The sequence below is a fragment of the Mycobacterium sp. IDUB_17 genome (assembly GCF_055419465.1).
Genome location: NZ_JBVAXS010000010.1, coordinates 43877 through 65773 on the forward strand (window position 1 = coordinate 43877; position 21897 = coordinate 65773).

The 21897-nt window shown below is 67.3% G+C and carries 24 protein-coding genes, 1 pseudogene and 1 riboswitch; of the genes and pseudogenes, 11 read left to right on the forward strand and 14 right to left on the reverse strand.

Features of this window, described 5'->3' with window-relative positions; all coding sequences use genetic code 11:
• Window positions 1-17: 17 nt before the first annotated feature.
• Window positions 18-1052: pseudogene (locus tag ACZYZ7_RS30500) on the reverse strand (YbfB/YjiJ family MFS transporter); the annotation flags it as partial.
• 134 nt (window positions 1053-1186) lie between these two features.
• Here ACZYZ7_RS30500 and ACZYZ7_RS30505 point away from each other — a divergent pair.
• The 3 genes from ACZYZ7_RS30505 (at window position 1187) to ACZYZ7_RS30515 (ending at window position 3873) form a co-directional block, all read left to right on the forward strand.
• A complete protein-coding gene (locus ACZYZ7_RS30505) occupies window positions 1187-2425 on the forward strand; it encodes a thiolase family protein (RefSeq protein ID WP_463742451.1) in 1239 nt (412 codons plus the stop codon).
• A gap of 146 nt (window positions 2426-2571) precedes the next feature.
• The gene (locus tag ACZYZ7_RS30510) at window positions 2572-2958 is read left to right on the forward strand and encodes a hypothetical protein (RefSeq protein ID WP_135452658.1); all 387 of its coding nucleotides are present in this window, start codon (window positions 2572-2574) and stop codon (window positions 2956-2958) included.
• A gap of 3 nt (window positions 2959-2961) precedes the next feature.
• On the forward strand, window positions 2962-3873 hold the full coding sequence (locus ACZYZ7_RS30515) for an NAD(P)H-binding protein (RefSeq protein ID WP_135452659.1): 912 nt from the start codon (window positions 2962-2964) through the stop codon (window positions 3871-3873).
• 3 nt (window positions 3874-3876) lie between these two features.
• On the opposite strand, the gene ACZYZ7_RS30520 is transcribed toward ACZYZ7_RS30515, so the two are convergent.
• Genes ACZYZ7_RS30520 through ACZYZ7_RS30545 form a run of 6 tightly spaced genes read right to left on the reverse strand, consistent with a single transcriptional unit; the run spans window position 3877 to window position 9072 of the window.
• On the reverse strand, window positions 3877-4596 hold the full coding sequence (locus ACZYZ7_RS30520) for a hypothetical protein (protein WP_135452660.1): 720 nt from the start codon (window positions 4594-4596) through the stop codon (window positions 3877-3879).
• An 11-nt stretch (window positions 4597-4607) separates the two neighbouring features.
• On the reverse strand, window positions 4608-5459 hold the full coding sequence (locus tag ACZYZ7_RS30525) for an MBL fold metallo-hydrolase (protein ID WP_286174646.1): 852 nt from the start codon (window positions 5457-5459) through the stop codon (window positions 4608-4610).
• Window positions 5459-6580, reverse strand: coding sequence for an alpha/beta fold hydrolase (locus ACZYZ7_RS30530; protein WP_286174648.1), 1122 nt, complete (start codon window positions 6578-6580; stop codon window positions 5459-5461). The genes ACZYZ7_RS30525 and ACZYZ7_RS30530 overlap by 1 nt, the downstream gene beginning before the upstream one ends.
• Complete coding sequence (locus tag ACZYZ7_RS30535; protein ID WP_135452662.1) at window positions 6577-7299, reverse strand: flavin reductase family protein; 723 nt, start codon at window positions 7297-7299, stop codon at window positions 6577-6579. The genes ACZYZ7_RS30530 and ACZYZ7_RS30535 overlap by 4 nt, the downstream gene beginning before the upstream one ends.
• 13 nt (window positions 7300-7312) lie before the next feature.
• On the reverse strand, window positions 7313-8152 hold the full coding sequence (locus tag ACZYZ7_RS30540) for an MBL fold metallo-hydrolase (RefSeq protein ID WP_210115475.1): 840 nt from the start codon (window positions 8150-8152) through the stop codon (window positions 7313-7315).
• 11 nt (window positions 8153-8163) lie between these two features.
• On the reverse strand, window positions 8164-9072 hold the full coding sequence (locus ACZYZ7_RS30545) for an alpha/beta hydrolase (protein ID WP_463742452.1): 909 nt from the start codon (window positions 9070-9072) through the stop codon (window positions 8164-8166).
• Between the two features lie 83 nt (window positions 9073-9155).
• On the opposite strand from ACZYZ7_RS30545, the gene ACZYZ7_RS30550 reads away from it, so the two are divergent.
• From ACZYZ7_RS30550 to ACZYZ7_RS30560, 3 genes are all read left to right on the forward strand, one after another.
• Window positions 9156-9962: a helix-turn-helix domain-containing protein gene (locus ACZYZ7_RS30550; protein WP_463742453.1), complete on the forward strand. Its 807-nt coding sequence runs from the start codon at window positions 9156-9158 to the stop codon at window positions 9960-9962.
• Between the two features lie 256 nt (window positions 9963-10218).
• Entirely contained in the window at window positions 10219-10941 is a 723-nt protein-coding gene (locus ACZYZ7_RS30555) for a hypothetical protein (protein WP_463742454.1), read from the forward strand.
• A gap of 89 nt (window positions 10942-11030) precedes the next feature.
• The gene (locus ACZYZ7_RS30560; protein ID WP_135452666.1) at window positions 11031-11375 is read left to right on the forward strand and encodes a cupin domain-containing protein; all 345 of its coding nucleotides are present in this window, start codon (window positions 11031-11033) and stop codon (window positions 11373-11375) included.
• A gap of 15 nt (window positions 11376-11390) precedes the next feature.
• On the opposite strand, the gene ACZYZ7_RS30565 is transcribed toward ACZYZ7_RS30560, so the two are convergent.
• The 3 genes from ACZYZ7_RS30565 to ACZYZ7_RS30575 form a co-directional block, all read right to left on the reverse strand.
• Window positions 11391-11738, reverse strand: coding sequence for a VOC family protein (locus ACZYZ7_RS30565; protein WP_450071076.1), 348 nt, complete (start codon window positions 11736-11738; stop codon window positions 11391-11393).
• On the reverse strand, window positions 11735-13384 hold the full coding sequence (locus ACZYZ7_RS30570; protein WP_135452668.1) for a DNA repair helicase XPB: 1650 nt from the start codon (window positions 13382-13384) through the stop codon (window positions 11735-11737). Before ACZYZ7_RS30570 ends, ACZYZ7_RS30565 begins: the two co-directional genes overlap by 4 nt.
• Window positions 13385-13498: 114 nt before the next feature.
• Entirely contained in the window at window positions 13499-15757 is a 2259-nt protein-coding gene (locus tag ACZYZ7_RS30575) for a helicase-associated domain-containing protein (RefSeq protein ID WP_450071075.1), read from the reverse strand.
• Window positions 15758-15815: 58 nt separating this feature from the next.
• Between ACZYZ7_RS30575 and ACZYZ7_RS30580 the strand changes: the two genes are divergently transcribed.
• The 4 genes from ACZYZ7_RS30580 to ACZYZ7_RS30595 are packed head-to-tail and all read left to right on the forward strand — an operon-like array spanning window position 15816 to window position 17422.
• Complete coding sequence (locus ACZYZ7_RS30580; RefSeq protein WP_450071074.1) at window positions 15816-16013, forward strand: hypothetical protein; 198 nt, start codon at window positions 15816-15818, stop codon at window positions 16011-16013.
• A 2-nt stretch (window positions 16014-16015) separates the two neighbouring features.
• Window positions 16016-16489, forward strand: a complete 474-nt coding sequence (gene moaC, locus ACZYZ7_RS30585; RefSeq protein ID WP_450071073.1) for a cyclic pyranopterin monophosphate synthase MoaC — start codon at window positions 16016-16018, stop codon at window positions 16487-16489.
• On the forward strand, window positions 16486-16962 hold the full coding sequence (locus ACZYZ7_RS30590; protein WP_167857725.1) for a MogA/MoaB family molybdenum cofactor biosynthesis protein: 477 nt from the start codon (window positions 16486-16488) through the stop codon (window positions 16960-16962). Before moaC ends, ACZYZ7_RS30590 begins: the two co-directional genes overlap by 4 nt.
• A 31-nt stretch (window positions 16963-16993) precedes the next feature.
• Window positions 16994-17422 (forward strand): molybdenum cofactor biosynthesis protein MoaE, encoded by a 429-nt coding sequence (locus tag ACZYZ7_RS30595; protein ID WP_135452673.1) that lies wholly within the window; start codon window positions 16994-16996, stop codon window positions 17420-17422.
• Between the two features lie 491 nt (window positions 17423-17913).
• Here the strand turns inward: ACZYZ7_RS30595 and ACZYZ7_RS30600 are convergent, their stop codons facing one another.
• The 4 genes from ACZYZ7_RS30600 to ACZYZ7_RS30615 all read right to left on the reverse strand — a co-directional run bounded on the left by ACZYZ7_RS30600 (window position 17914) and on the right by ACZYZ7_RS30615 (window position 21298).
• Entirely contained in the window at window positions 17914-19116 is a 1203-nt protein-coding gene (locus ACZYZ7_RS30600) for a transglycosylase family protein (protein ID WP_450071072.1), read from the reverse strand.
• Between the two features lie 8 nt (window positions 19117-19124).
• Window positions 19125-19309, reverse strand: a riboswitch (cyclic di-AMP (ydaO/yuaA leader).
• 247 nt (window positions 19310-19556) lie between these two features.
• Window positions 19557-19820 carry a MoaD/ThiS family protein gene (locus tag ACZYZ7_RS30605; protein WP_135452674.1) on the reverse strand — a complete coding sequence of 88 codons (264 nt, stop codon included), beginning with the start codon at window positions 19818-19820 and terminating at the stop codon, window positions 19557-19559.
• The gene (gene moaA / locus ACZYZ7_RS30610; RefSeq protein ID WP_135452675.1) at window positions 19821-20909 is read right to left on the reverse strand and encodes a GTP 3',8-cyclase MoaA; all 1089 of its coding nucleotides are present in this window, start codon (window positions 20907-20909) and stop codon (window positions 19821-19823) included.
• On the reverse strand, window positions 20906-21298 hold the full coding sequence (locus ACZYZ7_RS30615) for a YccF domain-containing protein (protein WP_135452676.1): 393 nt from the start codon (window positions 21296-21298) through the stop codon (window positions 20906-20908). Before ACZYZ7_RS30615 ends, moaA begins: the two co-directional genes overlap by 4 nt.
• Window positions 21299-21461: 163 nt before the next feature.
• Here ACZYZ7_RS30615 and ACZYZ7_RS30620 point away from each other — a divergent pair, with 163 nt between their 5' ends.
• Window positions 21462-21872, forward strand: coding sequence for a cold-shock protein (locus tag ACZYZ7_RS30620; protein WP_135452677.1), 411 nt, complete (start codon window positions 21462-21464; stop codon window positions 21870-21872).
• Window positions 21873-21897 lie beyond the last annotated feature (25 nt).

Genomic DNA, 21897 nt, shown 5'->3' on the forward strand with positions numbered 1-21897 from the left:
GCGGTCCGAAACCCGTTGTGCACGAACGGTGACACCGCGACCGGTCCGATGATCTGGCCGACGGAGTAGCCGGCGGTCAGCAGCGCGACAGCTCCCGGGAACTGCAGCAGCCGGCCGGCGGCCAGTGCCAGCGTGCTGATCCCGATGAACGTACCGCCGAACAGGACCGCGCCGATGAGCGCCGCAAGGCCGTTTCCGATGCACGCCAGGCCGATTCCGCCTGCCTGCAACAGCAGTGCCCCGGTGAGTAGAACGGGGTGGGAGTAGCGGGAGCTCAGCCGTGCCCACACCGCGGCGGAGGGGATTGCCGCCAGTCCGACGACGAGCCACGCCCCGGTGCCCAGCCGGCCCGGCGAGTTCTGCGCGATGGCGGCCACCAGAAAGGTGCCCGCGATGATGTACCCGATGCCCTCGAGGGTGTAACTGCCGAACAGTAGGGCGAACGGGCGGCGCGTGGTATTCCGCTTGCCGACAGTATCTTTCGATGCCTCGGCCGGCGGGGCCGGGCGCAGGCCCCACGCGGCGGCACCCAACACCGCGGTGAGTCCGGCGGCCAGCCACCACGCCGCCTTCCACCCGTTCTGCGCCGGCAGACCGAACACCAGCGCGGCCGACAAGGCGATGCCGACGCCGACACCACCGAATGCCCAGCCGGGAAGGTGCGGCGGATGACCGTGCAGATGATCCAGCACCGTATTGATGGCGATGACGAACACCAGGGCGCTGGCCACCCCGGCCACCACGCGGAGAGCCATCCAACCGAAGGCATTGCCGGTCAACGACATTGCCGCCAGGCTGACCACCAGCACAACGAGCGACACTCGGCATGCGGTGATCGAACGGGAGAGCCGCGGCGAGCCCGCGCCGGCGACGGCGCCGAGGAGGTACCCGACATAGTTGGCGGTGGCAAGATGGCCCGCCGCTGAGGTGCTGAGCCCGGCATGCGCCGTCATCAGCGGCAGGATCGGGGTGTATGCGAAACGCCCGATCCCCATCGCGGCAGCCAGGATCGCGGCGGTGCGCGCGACGTGCATCCAGGGGTGATTGCGCATCGGTCCATGGTGTGCGGCGCAGGTCAGACCTGCCACGACCGAATGGCTCGTAGCTGTGAGGTGCTTCCTCCCAGTCGTTTCTGACCCGATGTCCTCCGTGCGCGTTACGCTCCGGGTGACCCTGGGAGTCACTCATGACTGATGCATTTGTGCTCGGCGGTGTTCGCACACCGTTCGCCCGGTACGGCAGCTCGCTGTCGCACATCCGCGCCGACGATCTTCTCGGAATGACCATGAAGGGCGCGTGCGAACGCGTCGGCGTACCGATGGACCAGGTCGAGGACATCGTTGCCGGCTGCGTCAACCCCGCGCACGAGGGCATGGGCGACGTCGGCCGGTGGGCCGCCTTGGCCGCGGGCTTCCCGGACAGCGTCGCCGGGGCGACCATCAACCGGTTCTGCGCCTCGTCGCTGAGCGCCACGATCAATGTGGCGCACGCGATCCGAGCCGGTGACCTGGGTGTCGGGATCGCATGCGGCGTCGAGTCCATGTCACGTTCGGGCTGGGCCTACATGAAGGGCGACGCACCGTTCTCGCCCCGCGGGCCGGTGATCCTGCTCGACACCATGTGGGCGGGTGCCGGCGGTCCGCCCAACCCGGCGCTGCTGGCCCGCAACGCCTACATCGGCATGATCGAGACCGCGCAGAACGTGGCCGACCGTTACGGACTCACCCGTGAGGAGATCGACGCCTTCGCGCTGCGCAGCCAGCAGCACGCCAAGGCGGCGAGGGACTCAGGCCGGCTGGCCAAGGAGATCATGCCGGTCGAGATCGCCGCGACGAAGAAGACGCCGGGGCGGACATTCGAGCACGACGAGTTCATCCGCGACGACACCACCGCCGAGCAGCTGGCCAAGCTGCCGCCGCAGCCCGGGACCAAGCAGATGACGGCAGCCAACTCGACGCCGCTGACCGACGGCGCCAGCGCCGTGCTGTTGGCGTCGGGCGAACGCGCGGCCGAACTGGGGGTCCGGCCGCTGGCCCGGGTGGTGTCGTCAGCCGTGTACGGCATTGACCCGCTGGTAATGGGCCTCGCCCCGGCCTGGGCGATACCGCTGGCCATCAAGCGGGCCGGGTTGACGCCCGAGCAGATCGACGTGTGGGAGGTCCACGAGGCGTTCAGCGCGCAGGCACTCGGCGTGTTGCGTGAACTGCCCAACCAGCTCGGCGGGTTCACCGTCCCGGACGAGAAGCTCACTCCGAACGGGGGCGCCGTCGCGATCGGGCATCCATTCGGTGCCACCGGCACGCGGTATGTGCTCACGCTCGCCACCGAACTGCGCGAGCGCAACGCCCGCTACGGCGTCGTCGGCGTGTGCGTCGGGTCGGGGCAGGGCGTCGCCGTTGTCCTCGAGAACCCCGCCGCCGGCTGACATCTGACCGTCCGATGCGGCCGCTCTATCTGTGAGAGACCTTCGAAAATGCTGTGTCGAACGGATTTTCGTTGGAAGGCAGCGAGTTGGGCCGACGTTGGCGGATACTCAGGTCGTCTCCCTGCCGAGGCTCGCTGGAGGCGGATATGACCTACATGGGAAAGCCCTACTACCCGGAGTGGCTGGACAACCTGGCCGAGGACGTCACGCTGGAGGCCGCCGCGATGGACGGCACCGCTCACGGTGCCGAGTCGGTGCGGGCCATCGTGGATGCCGCGCGAAGGCACTACGACGACCAGCAATTCGCCCACGCCGGTCCGTGCGGGGAAGACAGATTCATCGAGGACTACTCCAGCAGTGTCCGGGGCGTGCCCACCTACGTGATCGTGCAGGTCACATTCAATGCGGCCGGGCAGACACAACACATCGTGGTGAATCACCGGCCGCGTAGCGCGCTGCTGGGCTTCTCCCGACTGATGCTCGAACATTTCGCAGGAACTCCGCTGGCCAAACATTGGGAAGGCACCCCGTAGAACATGGCTGAACGCTTGTATCTGGTCACGGGCGCAGGTGGCGGCACCGGCGGCGTGAGCCGGCAGGTGATCGAGCTTCTACGCCAACGCGGGCACCGGGTCCGCGCGGTGGTCCATCACGATGACGCCCGTGCCGACCCGCTACGCGATATGGGGGCTGAAGTCGTGGTCGGTGACCTGACCGACCCGCAGAACGTCGCCGAAGCGATGGCCGGTGCCGACCGGATGTTCTTCTCGATGGGTGTGTCCCCGGACTACCTGCAGGCCACGGTCATCGTCTGCGATGCCGCACTGGAATACGGCCGCCTGGAGGTGGTCGTGAACATGTCGCAGATGACCGTTTCCCAGATGACGGCGACCAGTGTCGGGGAGTCTCGTCAACATCGATTGCACTACCTCGCCGAGCACGTCTTGAACTGGTCGGGCGTACCGGTGGTGCACATCAGACCGACAGCCTTTCTGGACAACCCGCTCTTCACCTCGTTCGCGGCGCCTTCGCTTCGTGACCGAAACCTGTTGGCCCTCCCGCTCGGAACCGGTCGAACCTCACCGATCGCCAGCAACGATGTGGCACGAGTGGTTGCCGCCGTGCTTCTCGATCCTGATCACCGCATCGGCGACGTGTACGAGTTGACCGGCCCGGTAAGCCTTAATATCGACGGGCTGGCCGCCGAATACACGCTCGGGCTGGGAAGGCCGATACACGGTTCCGACATAGCGTACGAAACATGGATGGAAACCGTCATCAAGCCGTTGGGCTTGCCCGCACACCTCGAACAGCACTTGGCCACAATGGCGCAACTGCACCGAGCCGGGCGCTACGACCGGGCCACCGACGAGGTCGAACGGATCACCGGGCAACCCGCGACCACCGTTGGCCAGTTTGTCGCCCAGCGCCCCGAGCTGTTCTCGTGAGTGTCAAGTGAAGTGGATATCGCTCAGATCGATAGCGACCATGAGCTCATCGGGCATGAGCTGTCCGGCCGAATCGCACCGGTACGCACGACGTTTCGTCGGAACCTTGATGCCGTCCACGTCGGCGAGGTCGTCGACGTACTGGACGGCCGAGAATCCGCCGGCCACGTCGACCCGGTAGTCGTGCCGCCTGATGAGCCGGTGGTCGTCGAAGTAGAACTCCTGCACCGGACTGTGGGTGGCGATGTGAGGTGGAAAGGAGACGCGCAGACCACGCCACGTCTCGCCGTCGTGCTCGACGGGTGCGATCTCGTCGACCGTGATGCCGGGCAAGCTCAGCAGGAACGGTGTGGTCAGATAAGTCCGCAGTGCGTAGCCGTTGAAGTAGGCGCGCTGCAGTGGATTCCACGGAGTTTCGAGTTCGTGGCCGGCGAATGAGTCTCGCGGACTGGGCAACTCGGCCACTATGCGGCCGTCCAGCTTCTCGATGGCGACGCGATCGGCGGTGAAGTCGGTCTTCTGGTCGGGTGCACCGAACGGCTGGACCGAGGCCCACTGGCGATCCAGGGCGACGGTCATTCGGCGCGGAGTGTCGTCCTGGGGCTGGCCTTTGAGCGTCCAGAGTTTGCCTCCGGTCACGATCGTCGCCTCCACCCGGGAAAACTCGTTCCAGCGGGTCAGGCCACCATGGGCGTCGAGAACTTCGGCAAGCAGATCGGTCATCTCAAACCTCGTCACTTCGGTGGGAACAGGGTGATCGCCGCACCCCACAGCGCACCCGGATTGATCCGGTCGGGGTGCCGGGCCAGCATCCCGGCGTAGAAATCGTGTGCGCCGGTAGATGATTCGACCAAATTGCGCGCATCGGTGAGGTAGCGACGGGTGGCGTCGATCTGAGACGGGTCGTCTGGCGCGTCGGGATTCTTGTGGCCGGCTATCACCGTCGTCGGCCGCAGAGCCTCGGCAATGTCCAGTGCCGCGAGCCATTGGTCAACGCCCTTCACGCCGCCCGACTCCGTGAGATACAGATGCACACCGTTGTAGACCACGTCGCCGGCGACAAGGAGCCCGGCGCTCGGCACGTGCAGCATGGTGGTGGCGTCGGTGTCGGTGTGCCCGACCTCGACGGGACGTAGTTGCTCGCCTTCGAGTTCGAACCCGGCTTCGTCGACGATGCCGACCTCGACATCTCCGGTCGGCAGCTCACCGGGAAACACCTTGTCCCAGAAGCCGGTCCGGAACTCCGGCGAGTTCTGCGCGGCCATGTGCGCTGCTGTGCCCGCCGTGGCATAGACCGCTAGGCCCGGACACCGCCTCAGCAGCGGGATTGCGCCGAACCAGTGGTCGCCGTGCCCGTGCGTGATGTAGATCCCGGTCAGTCGTCGGCCGGACGCCTCGACCCAGTCGCCGACCTCGGCCGCCTGCGCGGTGGTCAGGGGCGGATCGACGAGCACAGCGTCCCGGGAACCTGTGATCAGCGTCGACGAGATCGGCGACCACATCCGCCGGCTGCCGTCGGGCAGTGGGCCGCGGCCCGACTGCGGAATCTGGCCGGTGACAAAAACCCGGTGCGTCAGCGCGCTCATCATGCCTCCTTGAGGAAATGTGTTGACGGGATCGCCCCGGCGAGGCGGTCACGGATCTCGGCGGAGAACCGCAGTACGGCGCCCAGCGGCCGGTGGTGGATCGCGGCGGCGACGATGCGTCCCTCGGCATCACGTTCCAGGATCGTGATACCCCGGATCGCCATCCCACCGAAAGCCGTTGCCCGCCATTGGACGTAGCTGGTGGGGCCATTTGTGGTCTCGGCCGTGAACTCCAGCGTCTCGTAGATCGAGCTCGCGACGCCGAGCACGGTCGCGACGGCTTCCCGACCGGCGACAGGTTCGACGAGGGTCGTGGCGTCGAGCACCACGTCATCGGCGAAGGTGTCGGCGAAGCTCGCCCGCGACTGCTCGGCGAACGCCTGACGCCAGCCCGCGGCAGTCGCACCACCGGCGATCTCGTCGGCGAACGCCACGATGGCGGCTGCGACCTGGTCGGCGAACTCGACATGAACCCAGTGCCCGCCGCCGTCGATCACCCGTTCACGGGCCTGCGGGAAGCGCGGGGTGATCGTCGCGACGAGGTCGGCGGTGACGAAGGTGTCCTCGCTGCCCCGGATCACCAGTACGGGTCCGGTGTAATCACTGATCGACGATGCGTCCGGCACGCCGTCATTCCAGACGTCCACATAACGGCTCACCACATCCGGTCGTGCCGACTCTCCGGCGCGGGTCAATCGGTCGAGCTGGTCGTCCGTAAGGGCCGGGGACAGGTTGGACCGGGCCGCGCGCTGTGCGGCGGGATCGCCGCCCAACGCCCGGAACGGCGCAAGGGCGTCGGCGGGAAGCCGGGTGCCGCCCAACGGGACCGGCGTGAGCAAGACCAGCCCGGTGACCTTCCCGGCGTGACCGGCGGCGACCAGTTCGGCAACCTGGGTGCCCAGGCTCTGCCCGACAACGATGACATCTGAGTCGACGCCGTCGAGGAGCTGGCCGGCCTCGGCAGCCAGCGCTCGCAAGGTCAGCTCCGGGTCGGCGGCACGAGCGCCGAAGCCCGGCAGCTGATAACGGATGACGTGCACGTCGTCGGGTAGTGCGGACACGAGGTCGTCCCAGACCTTGACGTCATCGAGAAAGCCGTGGACGAGAAGCACGGTGCTCATTTCGCGGCCGCCTTCGTCGCGCCGGACGGTGACCATGCGGCGGTGTCGATGGGTGAGAAGTCAGTTGCCTTGCCGTCCAACCGCTCGGCGCGCTGGACCGCCAACGTTTCGGCAAGGCCCTCTGGCAACGGGGTGGTGAAGATGTTGTCGACCATCGTGTACTCGCCCGCCAGGCGGCCGAATGCGTTGAGCGCGCCGACGTCGATGCGCCCGCGCGACAGGTACAGGTCGTCGCGCACGTGGATGCGCGTCACCCGGCCCCACACCACGTGGTCGGGCAGCGGCGGCATCGGGATGATGCGGTCCACGACGCACTCGAACGAGATCGGTGAGTCCGCGATGCGAGGCGCCGAGATGGTCTCCGATGGCGCCTTGGTCAGCCCCAGCGCATCGAATTCGTCTACCCCGGAGTCGAATTCGAAAGCGGATCGGTGTACGGCGTCGGCCTGAGCGATTGTGGCGACATTGACCACGAACTCGCCGGTGTCACGGATGTTGACGAAGGTGTCCTTGAGCGTGACGCCATCAGAGCGCGGCTGCAGCGAGATGGACAGGATCGGGGGCATCCGGCCGACGACGGTGAAGAACGAGACCGGCGCGATGTTGCCCACGCCCTCGGCCGAACTGGTGCTGACCCAGGCGATCGCACGGGGCAGGATGCTGCCGATGAGAAGCTTGTAGCTGGATGTGGGATCGAGGTCGTCCGCATCGATGATCATTTCAGGATTCCTTTCAGGACAGCAGGGCTACGGCGCTGTACCAGACCGGGCCGACATTGAGCCGGTCCGGGTAGAGCCGGGTCATGTAGTCGAAAAATTCGTGAGGACCGGGCTTTCCGGCGATCAGCCGCTGAGCGTCGAGCAGATAGTCGCGGGTCTCGGCGAGGATTGCCGGATCATCGGGGAGATCCTTGTTCTTGTGCCCGGCCACCACGGCGCGAGGCTGTAATGCCGAGATCGTGTTGAGCGCCTGCAGCCAGGACTTGATCCCGCCGTGGTCACTTTCCAGCAGGTACTGGTGCACGCCGTTGTAGGCGACGTCGCCGGCCACCACCAGCCCGATCGAGGGCACGTACAGCACCGTGGTGTCGTCGGTGTCGGTGTGTCCGACCTCGATGGGCACCAGGTGCTCGCCCTCCAACAACAGCCCGTCGTTCGGAACAGGTTGGTAGACAACCGGGCTTGGCGGGATCTGGCCAGGGAAGTCGACGTCCCACATCTGGGCACGGCCTTCGACGGCCTGCTCGTGCATCTTCGCGATGGTGCCCTCGGTGGCGTAGGCGACCGCGTCCGGGAACTGCCGCAGGAGCACGTCGGTGCCGAACCAGTGATCGCCATGACCGTGGGTGGCGTAGACGTATTTCAGTGTCCTGCCGGATTTCTCGACCCACTCGGCGGTACGACGTATCTGATCGTGAGTAAATGGCGGGTCTACGAGCACGGCATCGTGCTCACCCATGACGAGGGTGGAGGCCACCGGCGAGGACACGATGGGGCTGCCGTCGGGCAGTCGCTGTTCGCGATGGCGAGGCAGGCCGTCGTGGACCATTACCTCATAGCGCAGTGCGGTCATGATGTTTCCCTTCACAATTCGGATTTGGTGAGGTATTTGGTGAACCAGTCCCGGGCCGCACCCGCGGCCTGGTCGAACTTGCCGAGGTAGGGGTCGAAGTGCCCGCCGGGAATGGTCACGAGTTTCTTCGGCTCCAGTGCCCGCTCGTAGGCGGCCAGCGCCAGGTCGGTGACGGTGATGGTGTCCTGCAGGCCGACGATCATCAGCAGTGGCGTGGGGGATACCCGGTCGATCCAGGTGCCCGGCTCATACATCCGCGCTGCGCGTGACGAGCGGACCGTCATGCTGTTGTGCCATGCGTTCTCCGGCGTCGTCGGCTGGGTGTAGAACGCAATGGCATCGGCGGATCGGTAGGCGGCCGGGATCGCGGGATCGCTACCCACCACCGCCTGCAGCGCCGGCGGCTCGCCGCGGAATTGGGCCCGGTCGTCCTCGATGAACCCGGCTTGCAGATTTGCGACCTGATCGGGCGGCACGCGGCGCAGGCTCTGCTGGTAGCCGCTGATGGTGGGCACCTGCGCGACGACTGCCCGCAATCTGCGATCGGTTGCACCGAGCACGATGGCGTGCCCGCCCGCGTAGCTCGTGCCCCACAGTCCGATCCGTTCCGGGTCGACGTCCGGCCGGCTCTCCAGGAAGGAAATGGCTCGCCGCCAGTCCGCGATCTGCGCCCAAGGGTCGACGTCGAAGCGGGGCGCACCGTCGCTGGCGCCGAAACCTCGGTGGTCATGCACCAGCACCACGAACCCCGCCTCGGCGAAGAAGCGGGCGAACCGCTCCAGGCCGTGCTCCTTCACCCCGGCGAATCCGTGCGCCATGGTGATGCCCGGATGCGGGCCCGGTCCATCCGGCTGGAACAGCCATCCGCGCAGCGTTACAGCGCCTTCGCCGGCGAACTCGATGTCGTGTCGTTCAACCATGGGTCCACCCTGCGACCGACGGAGACCGGGTGGGAACGCCACGTTGATCCTGGTATCGGCGGGGACAGGCTTACGCTCGACAGGTGGCGGCGAAGAACAATGCCCTCGGCGATTACCTTCGGTCGCGGCGCGAGCAGATCCGTCCAGAGGACGTCGGCCTGCTCGGCGGTGCGCGCCGGCGGGTTGCCGGGCTGCGCCGTGAGGAGTTGGCCTTGGTGGCCGGTATCAGTTCCGACTACTACCTGCGGCTCGAGCAGGGCCGTGACAAGAATCCGTCCGCGCAGGTGCTCGAAGCGCTCGCGCGGGCGCTGCAATTGGACATCAAGGGCACCGAGTATCTCCACCAGCTCGCCGGGCAGACCGGAACTCATTGGGAGCAAGGTGATCTGGAGAAAGCCGTCGACGGGCTGGACGAGCTGATCGATCAGTTCCCGATGCCGGCGATCGTCGCGAACAGGTATCAGGATGTACTGGCGGCAAATCCGGTTGCCAGAGCCCTCGCGCCGGCGTTCCGGCCCGGAGAGAATTTCTTGAGATGGCGGCTGCTCGAGCCGGCTGCGCGCGACTTCTTCGTGGATTGGGATGGGGCAACCGACATCGCGGTCAGTGGGTTACGCGAGGTCGCGGGCAGCTATCCCGACGACCCGCGGCTGCGTCAGATGATCGACGAACTGTCATCTGTCAGTGAGCGATTCCGTGAGCTGTGGGCGCGCGCCGATGTCGGGTACCGGCCGGGGATCACCCATGTGCGTCATCCGCGGGTGGGTGAGCTGTACCTGCACCGCAATCGCCTGCATGTGCCGCACTCAGGTGGGCAGCACCTGATCATCTTCCGGGCGGACCCCGGGAGCGACTCGGCGCGGGCACTCGACGAGCTCCGCTCGGGATAGTCGCTCAACCTGCCCCTGCCGCTCCCAGGATTGGCGGGGTGTCCCCAGCCGGTTCACGGTCGCGCCACGGTGGAGAAGTCCATCGAACCGGCGCAACGGAGGAACCGACATGGGAACCACTTTGGGATCTACCCGGATTCGGCACACGGATTTCCTGTTCCAGCACCACGAGGAGTTCGCTGCCGGCACCGCCGCCTTCCTCGATGCGGCGTAACCGAAACTCACCCCGCCCGACCATCAAAGGAGCTGACCAGAAATGAAACTGCTCGACGAAGTCATCGCCGCCCACGGGGGATTGGATCGCTGGAAGGAGATCGACTCCATCCGCATTCACCAGATCATCGGAGGCGGCCTGTGGAAGCTCAAGGGTGTCGACGGCATCCTCGACGACTCGATCGTCGAGATCCGCCCCAAAGAGCAACATGCCTGGCACAGCCCGCTGCCACGCCCGGGTTTCCGCTCGTCGTACAGCCCACAGCAGGTGCTGATCGAAACCGAGGAGGAGTCGCCGAGGGTCGTAGAGACCCTGACGTCGCCTCGCGAATCTCTCGCCGGGCACACACTCGAGACACCGTGGACGCACCTTCCACTGGCCTATTTCGCCGGCTATGCGATGTGGACCTACCTGTCCGAGCCGTACTCTCTGACGTTCCCAGGTGTCCACACAGAGGAACTCGGCGAATGGCGCGAGGACGGGGAGACCTGGCGCCGACTGGGTGTGCGTTATCCCGACAGCATCGCCACGCACAGCTCCGATCAAACCCTCTATGTCGATTCGGACGGACTGATCCGCCGCCGCGACTACGACGTGGATATCGCCGGCGATTCACCGGCCGCGCACTACTCCCGTAACCATCTGATGGTCGACGGCATCGTGTTGCCGATGAACCGCATCGTCTATGTCCGCGACGATGCCGGGCAACCGCTGCGCGACATGGTCACCGTGACAATCGACATCAATGACGTCACGGTCACCTGAGATTCACTGCGCCTGATTCACCCGGGCTTCCTCCGGGGCCGCCGTGGATTCGCCGTGAGCGGCCGCCGGAGGTGGCACGATCTGAGGGTATGGAGAAGATCTCGCTCACCGCGATTGCACGTCAGCAGTTGGCCTCAGCCCGCACGGCCAGCAGCGGACGCAGTGCGCACACGGTCTACGGCGGCCATGAACACCAGCTGCGCCAGACCCTGATCGCGCTGACCGAGGGAAACGGACTCGACGAGCATGAGAGCCCGGGCGAAGCCACGCTGCAGGTGATCGAGGGCAGGGTGAAGCTGGCCAACTCCGAGGCCAGCTGGGAAGGTTCGCCCGGCGATCACATCGTTATCCCGCGGACCCGGCACAGCCTGCATGCACTCGAGGATTCGGTGGTGCTGCTGACCGTCGTCAAGGCCATGGGGCCGCACACCTGAGACTGGTGCTGCGTGTCAGCGATGGCTCAGCACATTGACCACGTTGCCCGCCCCGTCGGCGAAGAAGAACCGCCGGACACCCCACTCCTCGTCGCTCAGGCGATGCACGATCTCCAGCCCCGCCTCGACCACGGCCGCATACGTGGAGTCGACATCGTCGACCTCGATCGAAACCGACGGATTCACCGGTGCGGTGGCGTCCTTCGTCATCAGGCTCACCTGATGGCGACGCTCGGCATCGGCCAGGGTGATGATCCAGCCGTGGTTCATCACCTCGGCCAACCCGAGCGTCCGGGTGTACACGGCGGCGGTCGCCTCGGCGTCGGACACCGTGAGCACGGGCATCACCCGCCGCACTGTCATATCGCGGGGCCCAACAGGTCGTCGGCGTCCTTGATGACGTAGCCGTAGCCCTGCTCGGCCAGGAAGCGTTGCCGGTGGGCGGCGTACTCGGCGTCCAACGAATCGCGCGAGACCACGGAGTAGAACACCGCACCGCCGCCGCTGGCCTTGGGTCGCAACAGCCGGCCCAAACGCTGCGCCTCTTCCTGGCGGGAGCCGAAGGTGCCTGAAACCTGAACGGCGACAGACGCTTCCGGCAGGTCGATGGAGAAGTTCGCCACCTTGCTGACCACCAGCGTGGAGATCTCGCCGCGGCGGAACGCGTCGAACAGGGCCTCGCGTTCGGCGTTCTTCGTCGACCCCTGGATCACCGGGGCGTCCAGTTCCTGGCCCAGCTCCTCCAGCTGATCCAGGTAGGCGCCGATCACCAGCGTCGGCTCGCCGGGGTGGCGTTCCAGGATCGAGCGCACCACCGCGATCTTGGTGTGCACTGTCGAGCACAGCTTGTAGCGTTCCTCGGGCTCGGCGGTGGCGTAGAGCATTCGCTCGTTGTCGGTCATCGTCACCCGCACCTCGACGCATTCCGCGGGGGCGATCCAGCCCTGGGCCTCGATGTCCTTCCAGGGTGCGTCGTAGCGCTTGGGCCCGATCAGTGAGAACACGTCACCCTCGCGGCCGTCCTCGCGGATCAGCGTCGCCGTCAGCCCCAGCCGCCGCCGGGACTGCAGATCGGCGGTCATCCGGAATACCGGGGCCGGCAGCAGATGAACCTCGTCGTAGATGATCAGCCCCCAGTCGCGGCTGTCGAACAGCTCCAGATGCTTGTACTCGCCCTTGGTCCGGCGGGTGATCACCTGGTACGTCGCGATGGTGACCGGCCGGATCTCCTTCTTCTCGCCCGAGTACTCGCCGATCTCGTCCTCGGTCAGGGAGGTACGGGCCACCAGTTCGCGCTTCCACTGCCGTCCGGCCACGGTGTTGGTGACCAGGATCAGCGTCGTCGCGCCGGCCTTGGCCATCGCGGCCGCGCCGACCAGGGTTTTACCGGCGCCGCAGGGCAGCACCACCACGCCGGAGCCCCCGGCCCAGAACGAGTCGGTCGCCATCTGCTGGTAGTCGCGCAGTTCCCAGCCGTCCTGGGCCAGTTCGATCGGATGGGCCTCACCGTCGACGTAGCCGGCGAGGTCCTCGGCCGGCCAGCCGATCTTGAGCAGCATCTGCTTGATGTGGCCGCGCTCGCTGTTGTGCACGATCACGGTGTCGTCGTCGATGCGCGCGCCCAGCATGGGGGCGATCTTCTTGTGTCGCAGCACCTCCGTGAGCACCGCGCGATCCAGGCTCACCAGGATCAGGCCGTGCACGGGACTCTTCACCAGCTGCAGACGTCCGTAGCGGCCCATGGTGTCGACGATGTCGACCAGCAGCGGCTGCGGCACCGGGTAACGCGAGAAGCTGACCAGGGCATCGACCACCTGCTCGGCGTCGTGTCCGGCCGCGCGGGCGTTCCACAGCGCCAGTGGGGTGATGCGGTAGGTGTGCACGTGCTCGGGGGCGCGTTCGAGTTCGGCGAACGGCGCGATGGCGGCGCGGGCCGCCCCGGCCTGCTCGTGGTCGACCTCGAGCAGCACCGTTTTGTCGGACTGCACAATCAGCGGGCCGTCAGTCATTTCGTCCATTATTCCGAATGGCTCGGCCCGGCCGCGCGCCGCGCAGCCCGCCGAGACTGAAGTGAGGGACAAGATCGGTGGTGATCATGTCCCTGAGAGCAGTCTCGAGACCTGCTAATCGGTGTCCGCCGAGACCACGGACGTGACGCGATGGATGGCGAACTCGCGGACGCGTCCGGCGGCCGGATCGAACGCGGTCAGCTGGCCGCCGCGCACGTTGATGGGGGAGACCACCCGCTGGGTTGCCACCCCGGCGGGGTCGACGTAGCCGATCAGCACAGAGGTCTGGTTGATCGCGGCGTCCTGCAATTGGGTGATGGCCATCGCCGGGTCCAGGCGCACGCTGGCGAACGGTCCAGAGGCCACCTTGCGCAGCACCGCGACGATCGCGCCGAGGGTCTGGGCGGTCGGCGGGGTGGGCGGGCGGTAGACGCGGCGCCGGGTCGGTGCGACGACGCGCGCGCCACGGGCCCTGATGTCGACGACGGTGCCCGTGGAGTCCTCGGCGGCGGGTGCGAACCCGGCCTCACGCAGCACGGTGAGCACGTCGGCGATCGGTGCCTGCGACACCGCCACCGTCGGGGCCAGCAGTCGCAGCTCGAGGCGGTCGGTGCCCGGCGAGGCGATCGCCTGGGTCAGCAGCGCGGGATCTTCGCACCGCAGGAACGACGTGGCCATCCCGACGCGCAGCTGACCGTGGCGGCGCGCTACGTCGTCGATGAGATACGTCAACCCTTGCGGCACCGGGGTTTTCGAGTGTTTCTCGAACAGGGCGTGCAACTCGCTGGCGGTCCGGCCGGCATCGAGTGCGCGCCGGATGGACGGTTCGCTGATCCGGTAGACCATCGCCGCGCCCGCCGATTCGACGGTGGCGACCTCGGCCAGGTGCTCGGCCAGATCCCGCTCCAGCGGGCCGGGCACGATCACCGTGAGATCGGCCTGCAGCAGGAAATGGTCGAGCGGTTTGGGCAGCACCTTGGCCATCGCGGCCAGCACGTCCTCGTCGGGGTCGCCGGCCAGCAGACCGCGGGCGGGCGTGCTGATCGCGCCGCGACCCACCATGCCCAGCGAATGAGCCTCGGCGAGCAGCCCGCTGACGGTGGCCGGCTGCAGACGCGCGGCCCAGCGGGGCCGTCGCCAGCCCATCGCCCGGGCGGCCTCGGCGCCGTCGACTCCGGTGCCCGGAGCCAGTTCGGCCAGCACGCTCAGCATCAGCCGGCGGTCCAGCGGAGCCGCGGTCGAGTACAGCGAATCCGACAGTGCGGCAAAGGGTTTGTTGTCCGGGCCGCGGCTGCCGATCAGGGCGGGCCGGGCCGGCAGGTCCAGCCACGTCGCGGCCAGCAGGTGCCAGCGCACGGCAGTGGGGGATTCGATGAACCGGTCCGCGGCCACCGTCGGTGCCCAGTAGGGCCCGGTCCCGTCACCCGGATCCGGATCGGGCATCCCCGCCGCGATCAGCCCCCCGCCCGCCGCCAGTTCCAGGAGAAGGCCGAGGCGCGGTTCCTCGACGCCGGTGGTCTTGGCCAACCGCTTGACGTCACGCACCCCGAGCCCGCCGTTGCGCAACTCGGGAACCGGTGTGCTGCCCAGGGTTTCGATGATCAGGTCGATCTCACGCAGCAGGTCGATGGCCGCACCGGCGGCCACCGCGTCCACATCGGCAGGCGTCGTCGACGTCGTCTGGAGTGCTGGCGTGGTCAACTCCACCGGGCCGGGTGCCTCGCCGCGCATCACCTGGCCGACGACCCGGGGCAGGATCACCGTCTCGTCGTCGATCCGGCGCAACAGTCCGGCCTCCACGAGCCGCGGCACCGGCCGGTCGGGCGGGGTGTCGGGTGCCGCGTCGCGGGTGCGGCCCATGGGTGAGCCCTCCAGCAGCCGGGCCAGCAGATCGCTCTGGGCCTCGTCGAGCCCGCCGAGCAGTTCGGCGATCTCGTCGGCGCTGCGCTCAGAGGTCTCCACGGCGGCCTGACCGACGAACCAGGGCAGGCCCGACGCCACCTCGGGCGCCACCCGGACGGCGGCCTCGCCCCACACCAGGGCCCGCTCGCGCAGGTCTTCCAGTGCGGCGGCCACGTCGCCGGAGCCGACGCGCTCACCCAACAGTTCGCTCACCTCGGACACCGGGACCGGGTGGGTGTCGGCGTGCAGGACCAGTAGTGCATCCAGGACGGCCAGCCGCAGGAAGTCCAGGGAATCGGTGGCAGCCTTGACCGACTGACGTGAGGTGGCGCGCGCGGCAAGCGCGGCAATCGTTCCCGGTGGCGGCTGGCTCAGGTCGGGCCGCAATTCCAGCAGGCGGATGAGGCCCTTGTCGTCGAGGTCGGACAGCCAGGCACCCAGCGGGAATCCGGGAGTCTGTGCGGCGGTCATATCCTGACCAGCGTAAAGCAGCCCGCCGGTCTCGCCACCGGATGAGGAGCCTGCCACAATGTGGGGCGTGGCTGACAACAAGAAGAACCAATACATCGACAACGGCTGGCCGGTGCTCTCCGACGGCGATGATCACGCCGTGAGTGAGCTCGCCACCGACCGCACCGGCGCACTGTCGCCGTTCGGCGATGTGACCTTTCCATTGCCGGCCGACGAGCTGCCCTTCATCCAGTCAGCAACTGTCGTCAACAGATAATCGTGGGACTGTCGCACCTCGACGAGTCCGGCGCGGCACACATGGTCGACGTCGCGGCGAAGGGTGTCACCAAACGCACCGCGATAGCCGAGGGCATCGTGCACACCCGAGCGGATGTGGTGGCCCTCATCGCCTCGGGCGGCCTGCCCAAGGGTGACGCCCTGGCCACCGCGCGGGTGGCCGGAATTCTGGCCGCCAAGCGGACCCCCGACCTGATACCGCTGTGCCATCAGTTGGCGCTGACCAGCGTCGACGTGGACTTCGACGTGCGCGACGCCGCGGTGGCCATCACCGCCACCGTGCGCACCACCGACCGCACCGGGGTCGAGATGGAAGCCCTGACCGCGGTGAGCGTCGCCGCACTGACGCTGTACGACATGATCAAAGCTGTCGACCCTGCCGCCCGCATCGACGACATCAAGGTGATGCGCAAAGAAGGCGGTAAAACGGGATTGTGGGAAAGAACTACTCAGTGACGCGTTCGGCCCGGGTCATCATCGCCTCCACCCGTGCCGCGGCAGGTGTGTACGACGACCGGACCGGCCCTCTCATCGTCGGCTGGCTTTCCGATCGAGGCTATGACGTCACCGAGCAGATGGTGGTCGCGGACGGTCACGCCGTCGGCGACGCATTGCGGGCCGCCCTGGCCGAGCGCGTCGACCTGATCATCACCTCTGGCGGTACCGGTATCTCACCGACCGACGCGACGCCGGAATCCACCGCGGCGGTGCTCGACTATCAGATCCCCGGGCTGGCCGATGCCATCCGGCGGGCCGGTGTGCACAAGGTGCCCACCGCGGTCCTGTCGCGCGGCATCTGCGGCGTCGCCGGACGCACCCTGATCATCAACCTGCCCGGCTCGCCGGGCGGGGTCAAAGATGGGCTGGGCGTGCTGGCCGGCGTGCTGGAACATGCCCTGGACCAACTGAGCGGCAAGGACCACCGATGAGCGCCTGCGCGAAGAGGAGAAGGACCTGCCGGTGAGCGCAACCGTCATACGCGTCGAGCTGACCGACACACCGATCTCGCTGACCGAGTACGAGGCGCTGGTTGCCCATGAGGCGGCCGGAGCGGTGGTCGGGTTCTCCGGGGTCGTGCGTGATCACGACGGGGGCCGTTCGGTCACCCGGCTCGACTACTCCGCGCACCCCAATGCCCTGCTGACCTTGCAAGAGGTTGCCGCCGAGGTGGCCGCGCAGGCGGCCGGGGTGCGGGCGATCGCGGTCAGCCACCGCATCGGAACCCTGCACATTGGAGACGCCGCCCTGGTGGCCGCTGTGGCGGCGGACCATCGCAGGGCGGCGTTCGAAACCTGTGCCCGTCTCGTCGACACCGTCAAAGAGCGGTTACCGGTGTGGAAGCACCAGTACTTCTCCGATGGCACCGACGAATGGGTCGGTTCGGCCTGAGCCGGTTGGAACCTCACAAATCCCACTAGTCACGGCTGGGTGAGCGAGTGTCGTTGTGCCCGGCTGTTAGCGACTTTTCAGCGACAAACGCCACACACTTACCGTGGGCACCATTGGTCGCAGAGCCAGTCACTACTGGCATCACTTCAGGCTGCTTCAGCCTCATCTGCAACAGAATTTGGGTTGCCCGGCTATGAGCGACAGAGTCGCTGACAGCCGGGCACTGGACTGATGCGGCTGTTGAGACCCCAGCGCCCGGAAGTGTCACATGTGATCAATCTCAGCGTGACTGCCGAGGTCGCTGGTGCGGAAGTGGCGATTGTCGCTGAAAAGTCGCTAACAGGCGGGCAGATCGGCTAGGCATTCGCCAGCCGATACCGCTGAGGCGGATGTGACTCATGACCGCCGACCGGCGACAGCCGACCTGCGATAGACAGCAGCCGCGAACCGCGGCACTAACGGCACGGTTCGCGGCTGAGTCAGAGTCAGAGTCAGGCGGATGGGACAGGAACGGCGGCGTCGGCGGGAGCCGGAGCGGCCGGGTCCATCGGTGCGACCGGAAGGTTCGGAGCCTGACCACCCGGGGAATCTGGGGTGGACAGCGGACGCTGGGTCAGCGCCAGCAGGGCATCCTTACCGCTGATGTCCTGGGTCTGGATCGCGTGCCAGATCTCCCGCAGGTAGGTCGCGTTCGGGCCCTGGCCCGGGATCTGCGACGGGCTGTCGGTGGTGGTGCCCGGCGGCAGGTTCTGCGGGCTGGCCAGGTGCGGGACACCCTCGGCGGGCGCACCGTTGGTGACCACCTGGTTGGCCACGTCGACGTTGTTGAGCGGGGCCAGCGGATCCGGTGCGGCGACCGCGGGCGCGGCAGGTGCCGGAGCGGGAGCCGGGGGCAGGACCGGATCGAGCGGCATCGGGTCGCCGACGTGCAGCGCCCAGGTCTGCGGCTGATCGGCCGGGGCCGGCGCCTGATCCCAGTCCGCCGGGGCGGGAGCCGGGGCCTCAGGGGCAGGAGCGGGTGCTTCGGGGGCGGGCACCTGCAGTGCGGCGTCGATGATCGGGGCGGCCTCTGGGGCCGGCGCCAATGCGGCGTCCATCGGAGCGGCCTCGGGTGCCGGGGCGGGAGCCTCGGGAGCGGGCGGCAGGTTCTCTGGGGCCGGCGGAAGTGCTTCGGGGGCCGGTGCATCGGCGGGCAGTGGGGCGGCCTGCGCATCGGCGGGCGGCGCCTCAGGTGCGGGTGCGTCGGGGGCGGGCGGCAGTTCACCGTTGACCGCAGGCGCGTCCAGCGGGGCCGGAGCGGGCTCGGCGACCACGTTGCGCGGGCTGGCGCCTGAGAGGCCACGGCCGCAGGTGGGCCAGGCGCCCTTGCCCTGGCTGGCCAGAACGCGCTCGGCGACGGCGATCTGCTGTTCCTTGGTGGCCAGGAAGGCGTTGGGTGCGTACTCGCCGCCGCCGTGGGAGGACCACGTGCTGGGGGAGAACTGGAGGCCACCGTGGTAGCCGTTGCCGGTGTTGATCGCCCAGTTGCCGCCGGACTCGCAGCGGGCTACCTGGTCCCACTCGCCGTCGGTGGCGGCCATGGCCTGTCCGGCCAGTGCGAGGCCGCTACCACCGAGCACAGCTCCGGTGAAGGCGATCTTGGCGACATTCTTTGCTGAAGACGAGGAAGCGGGCTTGCGATGCCGTCCACTCATAAGCGTGAAGGTCCTCTCGTATGCGCCCACGAGGTCAGCTGTCGGGTTCGGGTATGAGAGGTCACCCGGCCGTCATCGTCGAAACTCTGACGGCTTCACCCCAAGGGGCCGCAAGCGGCTCCTGGTCCTGAAATAAATCGGTGGACCGGTTGGGTCCCCCGCCTCCATCCTTGTTGTTCGTCGTAACCCCTGCCCGATGGATGGAGCTCGGCGCGTCGGTATGGGGGTGGGTCAACTGATTAGGGTCGGTTGACTTGGGAATGAACGGTAACTGCTGCCCGCTATCCCGTCACCTTTAGCGGCCTCGGGCGTTTTGGCTCTGGGCAATCTCTAAAAGTTGTTTAAAGGCGCAGGTTATTTTTGCGTTTTCGCAGGTGGGCGTGGCGCTCCACCGTGCCGTAGCCAGCTCGTGACCATTTCGTTATGTGATGCAAATCACGTTAGCCGCCGGCGAAGGGGGGTAACACATCGATGGTCTGAGGCGTTGATACCGGCTTGTCCATGTCGCGGACGGCCATCCCGTCCGACAGGTATGAGCAGCGCTTTAGTACGCGCGCAAGCTCCGCGTCGCGACCGCTGAGGTGCTCGACGAGCGTCGCGATCGTGGAATCTTTTGCCAAATCTAACGTTTCCGTATCAACTCCGGCCGCGGCGGCGGCAGCGGCGAAATAACGGACCGTCACGGCCACGGTGTGCTCCGTCATCTAGCCGCCGATCGCGCTCATCGGCCGTACGGGCTGCACGAAATCCGGGTCGTTGATCCCGTGTCCCGCGGGCTTTGCCCACATTGCCGTCCGCCAGACCGCTTCGATGGCAGCGTCGTCGGCGCCGCCGCGCAGCAGCGTGCGCAGGTCGCTCTCCTCGGTGGAGAACAGGCAGCTGCGGATCTGGCCGTCGGCCGTCAGCCTGCTGCGGTCGCAGTCTGAACAGAACGCGTGGGACACCGAGGCGATCACTCCGACGGTGCCCGCTGGATGATCAGCGCTCGCGCCGACCTGCCAGAGCTCGGCCGGCGCCGAGCCGCGGGGTCTCGGATCGGGCCGCAGGTCGAAATGGCGGCCCAGGGTGCCCAGGATGGCCTCGGCGTCGATCACCGTGCCGCGCTGCCAGGTGTGTCCGGCGTCCAGCGGCATCTGCTCGATGATCCGCAGCTGGTATCCGTGATCCAGGCAGTAGCCCAACAGGTCCACCACGTCGTCAAGACCCGAAACCGGGTCGAGCACCGCGTTGACCTTCACCGGCTCCAGTCCGGCCGCCTTGGCGGCCGCCAGGCCGTCGAGCACGTCGGCCAGCCGGTCCCGGCGCGTGATCCGGGCGAAGTGGGTGGCGTCGACGCTGTCCAGTGACACGTTGATCCGGTCCAGCCCGGCCTGTTTGAGTCCCGCGGCACGCCGGGCCAGCCCGATGCCGTTGGTGGTCAGGGTGATCTCCGGGCGCGGGTGCAGTGCCGCTGCGGCGGCCACCACATCCTCTAGGTGGCGCGTGACCAACGGCTCGCCGCCGGTGAACCGCACGCTGGTGATGCCGAGCCGGGTGACGGCGATGCGCAACAAACGGCTCAGTTCGTCGGCGCTCAGCAGCGCCTCGCCGGGCAGCCAGTCCAGACCCTCGGCGGGCATGCAGTAGGTACATCGCAGATTGCACTTGTCGGTCAGTGACACCCGAAGGTCGGTGGCGACGCGGCCGTAGGTGTCGATCAGCGGGCCACTTGTCGGGGCCGGATCGAGCGATGCGCCGATGGCCGGTCCGCCGGATCGATGCACCGTGGGCAACCCGAGTGGGGTCAGCGTCATGCCGCGGCCTTCAGCGAGTCGACCGGGACGATCTCCTTGCCCAGGGGAACCAGCGAGACCGGGATCATCTTGAGATCGGCCAGCGCCAACGGGATTCCGATGATGGTGACCGCCATCGCCACCGCGCTCACCAGGTGGCCCAACGCCAGCCACCAGCCGAACAAGACGATCCAGATGATGTTGCCGACCAGGGCGCCGGGCCGGGTACCGGGCTTGTCAACGATCGTGCGGCCGAACGGCCACAGGGCGTAGGAGGCGATACGAAGCGAGGCGAACCCGAACGGGATCGTGATGATCAGGACGAAACAGATGAGCGCTGCCAGCAGGTATCCCAGCGCCAACCACAGGCCGCCGAAGATCAACCAGATGATGTTCAGTATCACTCGCATTACCGGCGCATCTCTCTTCCAGAGGTGCTTGCAAGCCTACCGAGTAATAGGGGTGAAGCACCCAGCCAGGGCCGAGTAAGATCTCTCCATCGCGTCCCGGCGCTGACGGGACGCGAACTTTATGTGTGTACGTAGTTATGACAAGACGAGCGGGTGAGTAGCAGTGCCGACCGGCAAGGTGAAGTGGTACGACGCCGAAAAGGGCTTCGGCTTTGTGTCCCAGGAGGACGGTGAGGACGTCTATGTGCGGTCCTCGGCGTTGCCCGCGGGTGTCGAAGGCCTCAAGGCCGGTCAACGCGTCGAGTTCGGCGTGGCCGCCGGCCGCCGTGGCCCGCAGGCGTTGAGCGTCAAGCTCATCGACCCGCCGCCGAGCCTGAGCCGGACCCGCCGCGAGGCCGAGCGTCCCGAGCACAAGCACACTCCCGATGAGCTGCACGGCATGGTTTCGGACATGATCACGCTCCTCGAGGACATCGTGCAGCCCGAGCTGCGCAAGGGGCGCTACCCCGACCGTAAGGTCGCGCGCCGGGTGTCCGAAGTGGTCAAGGCCGTCGCGCAGGAGCTCGACGCCTAGTACTCGCGCGCCGAACGTCGGCTTG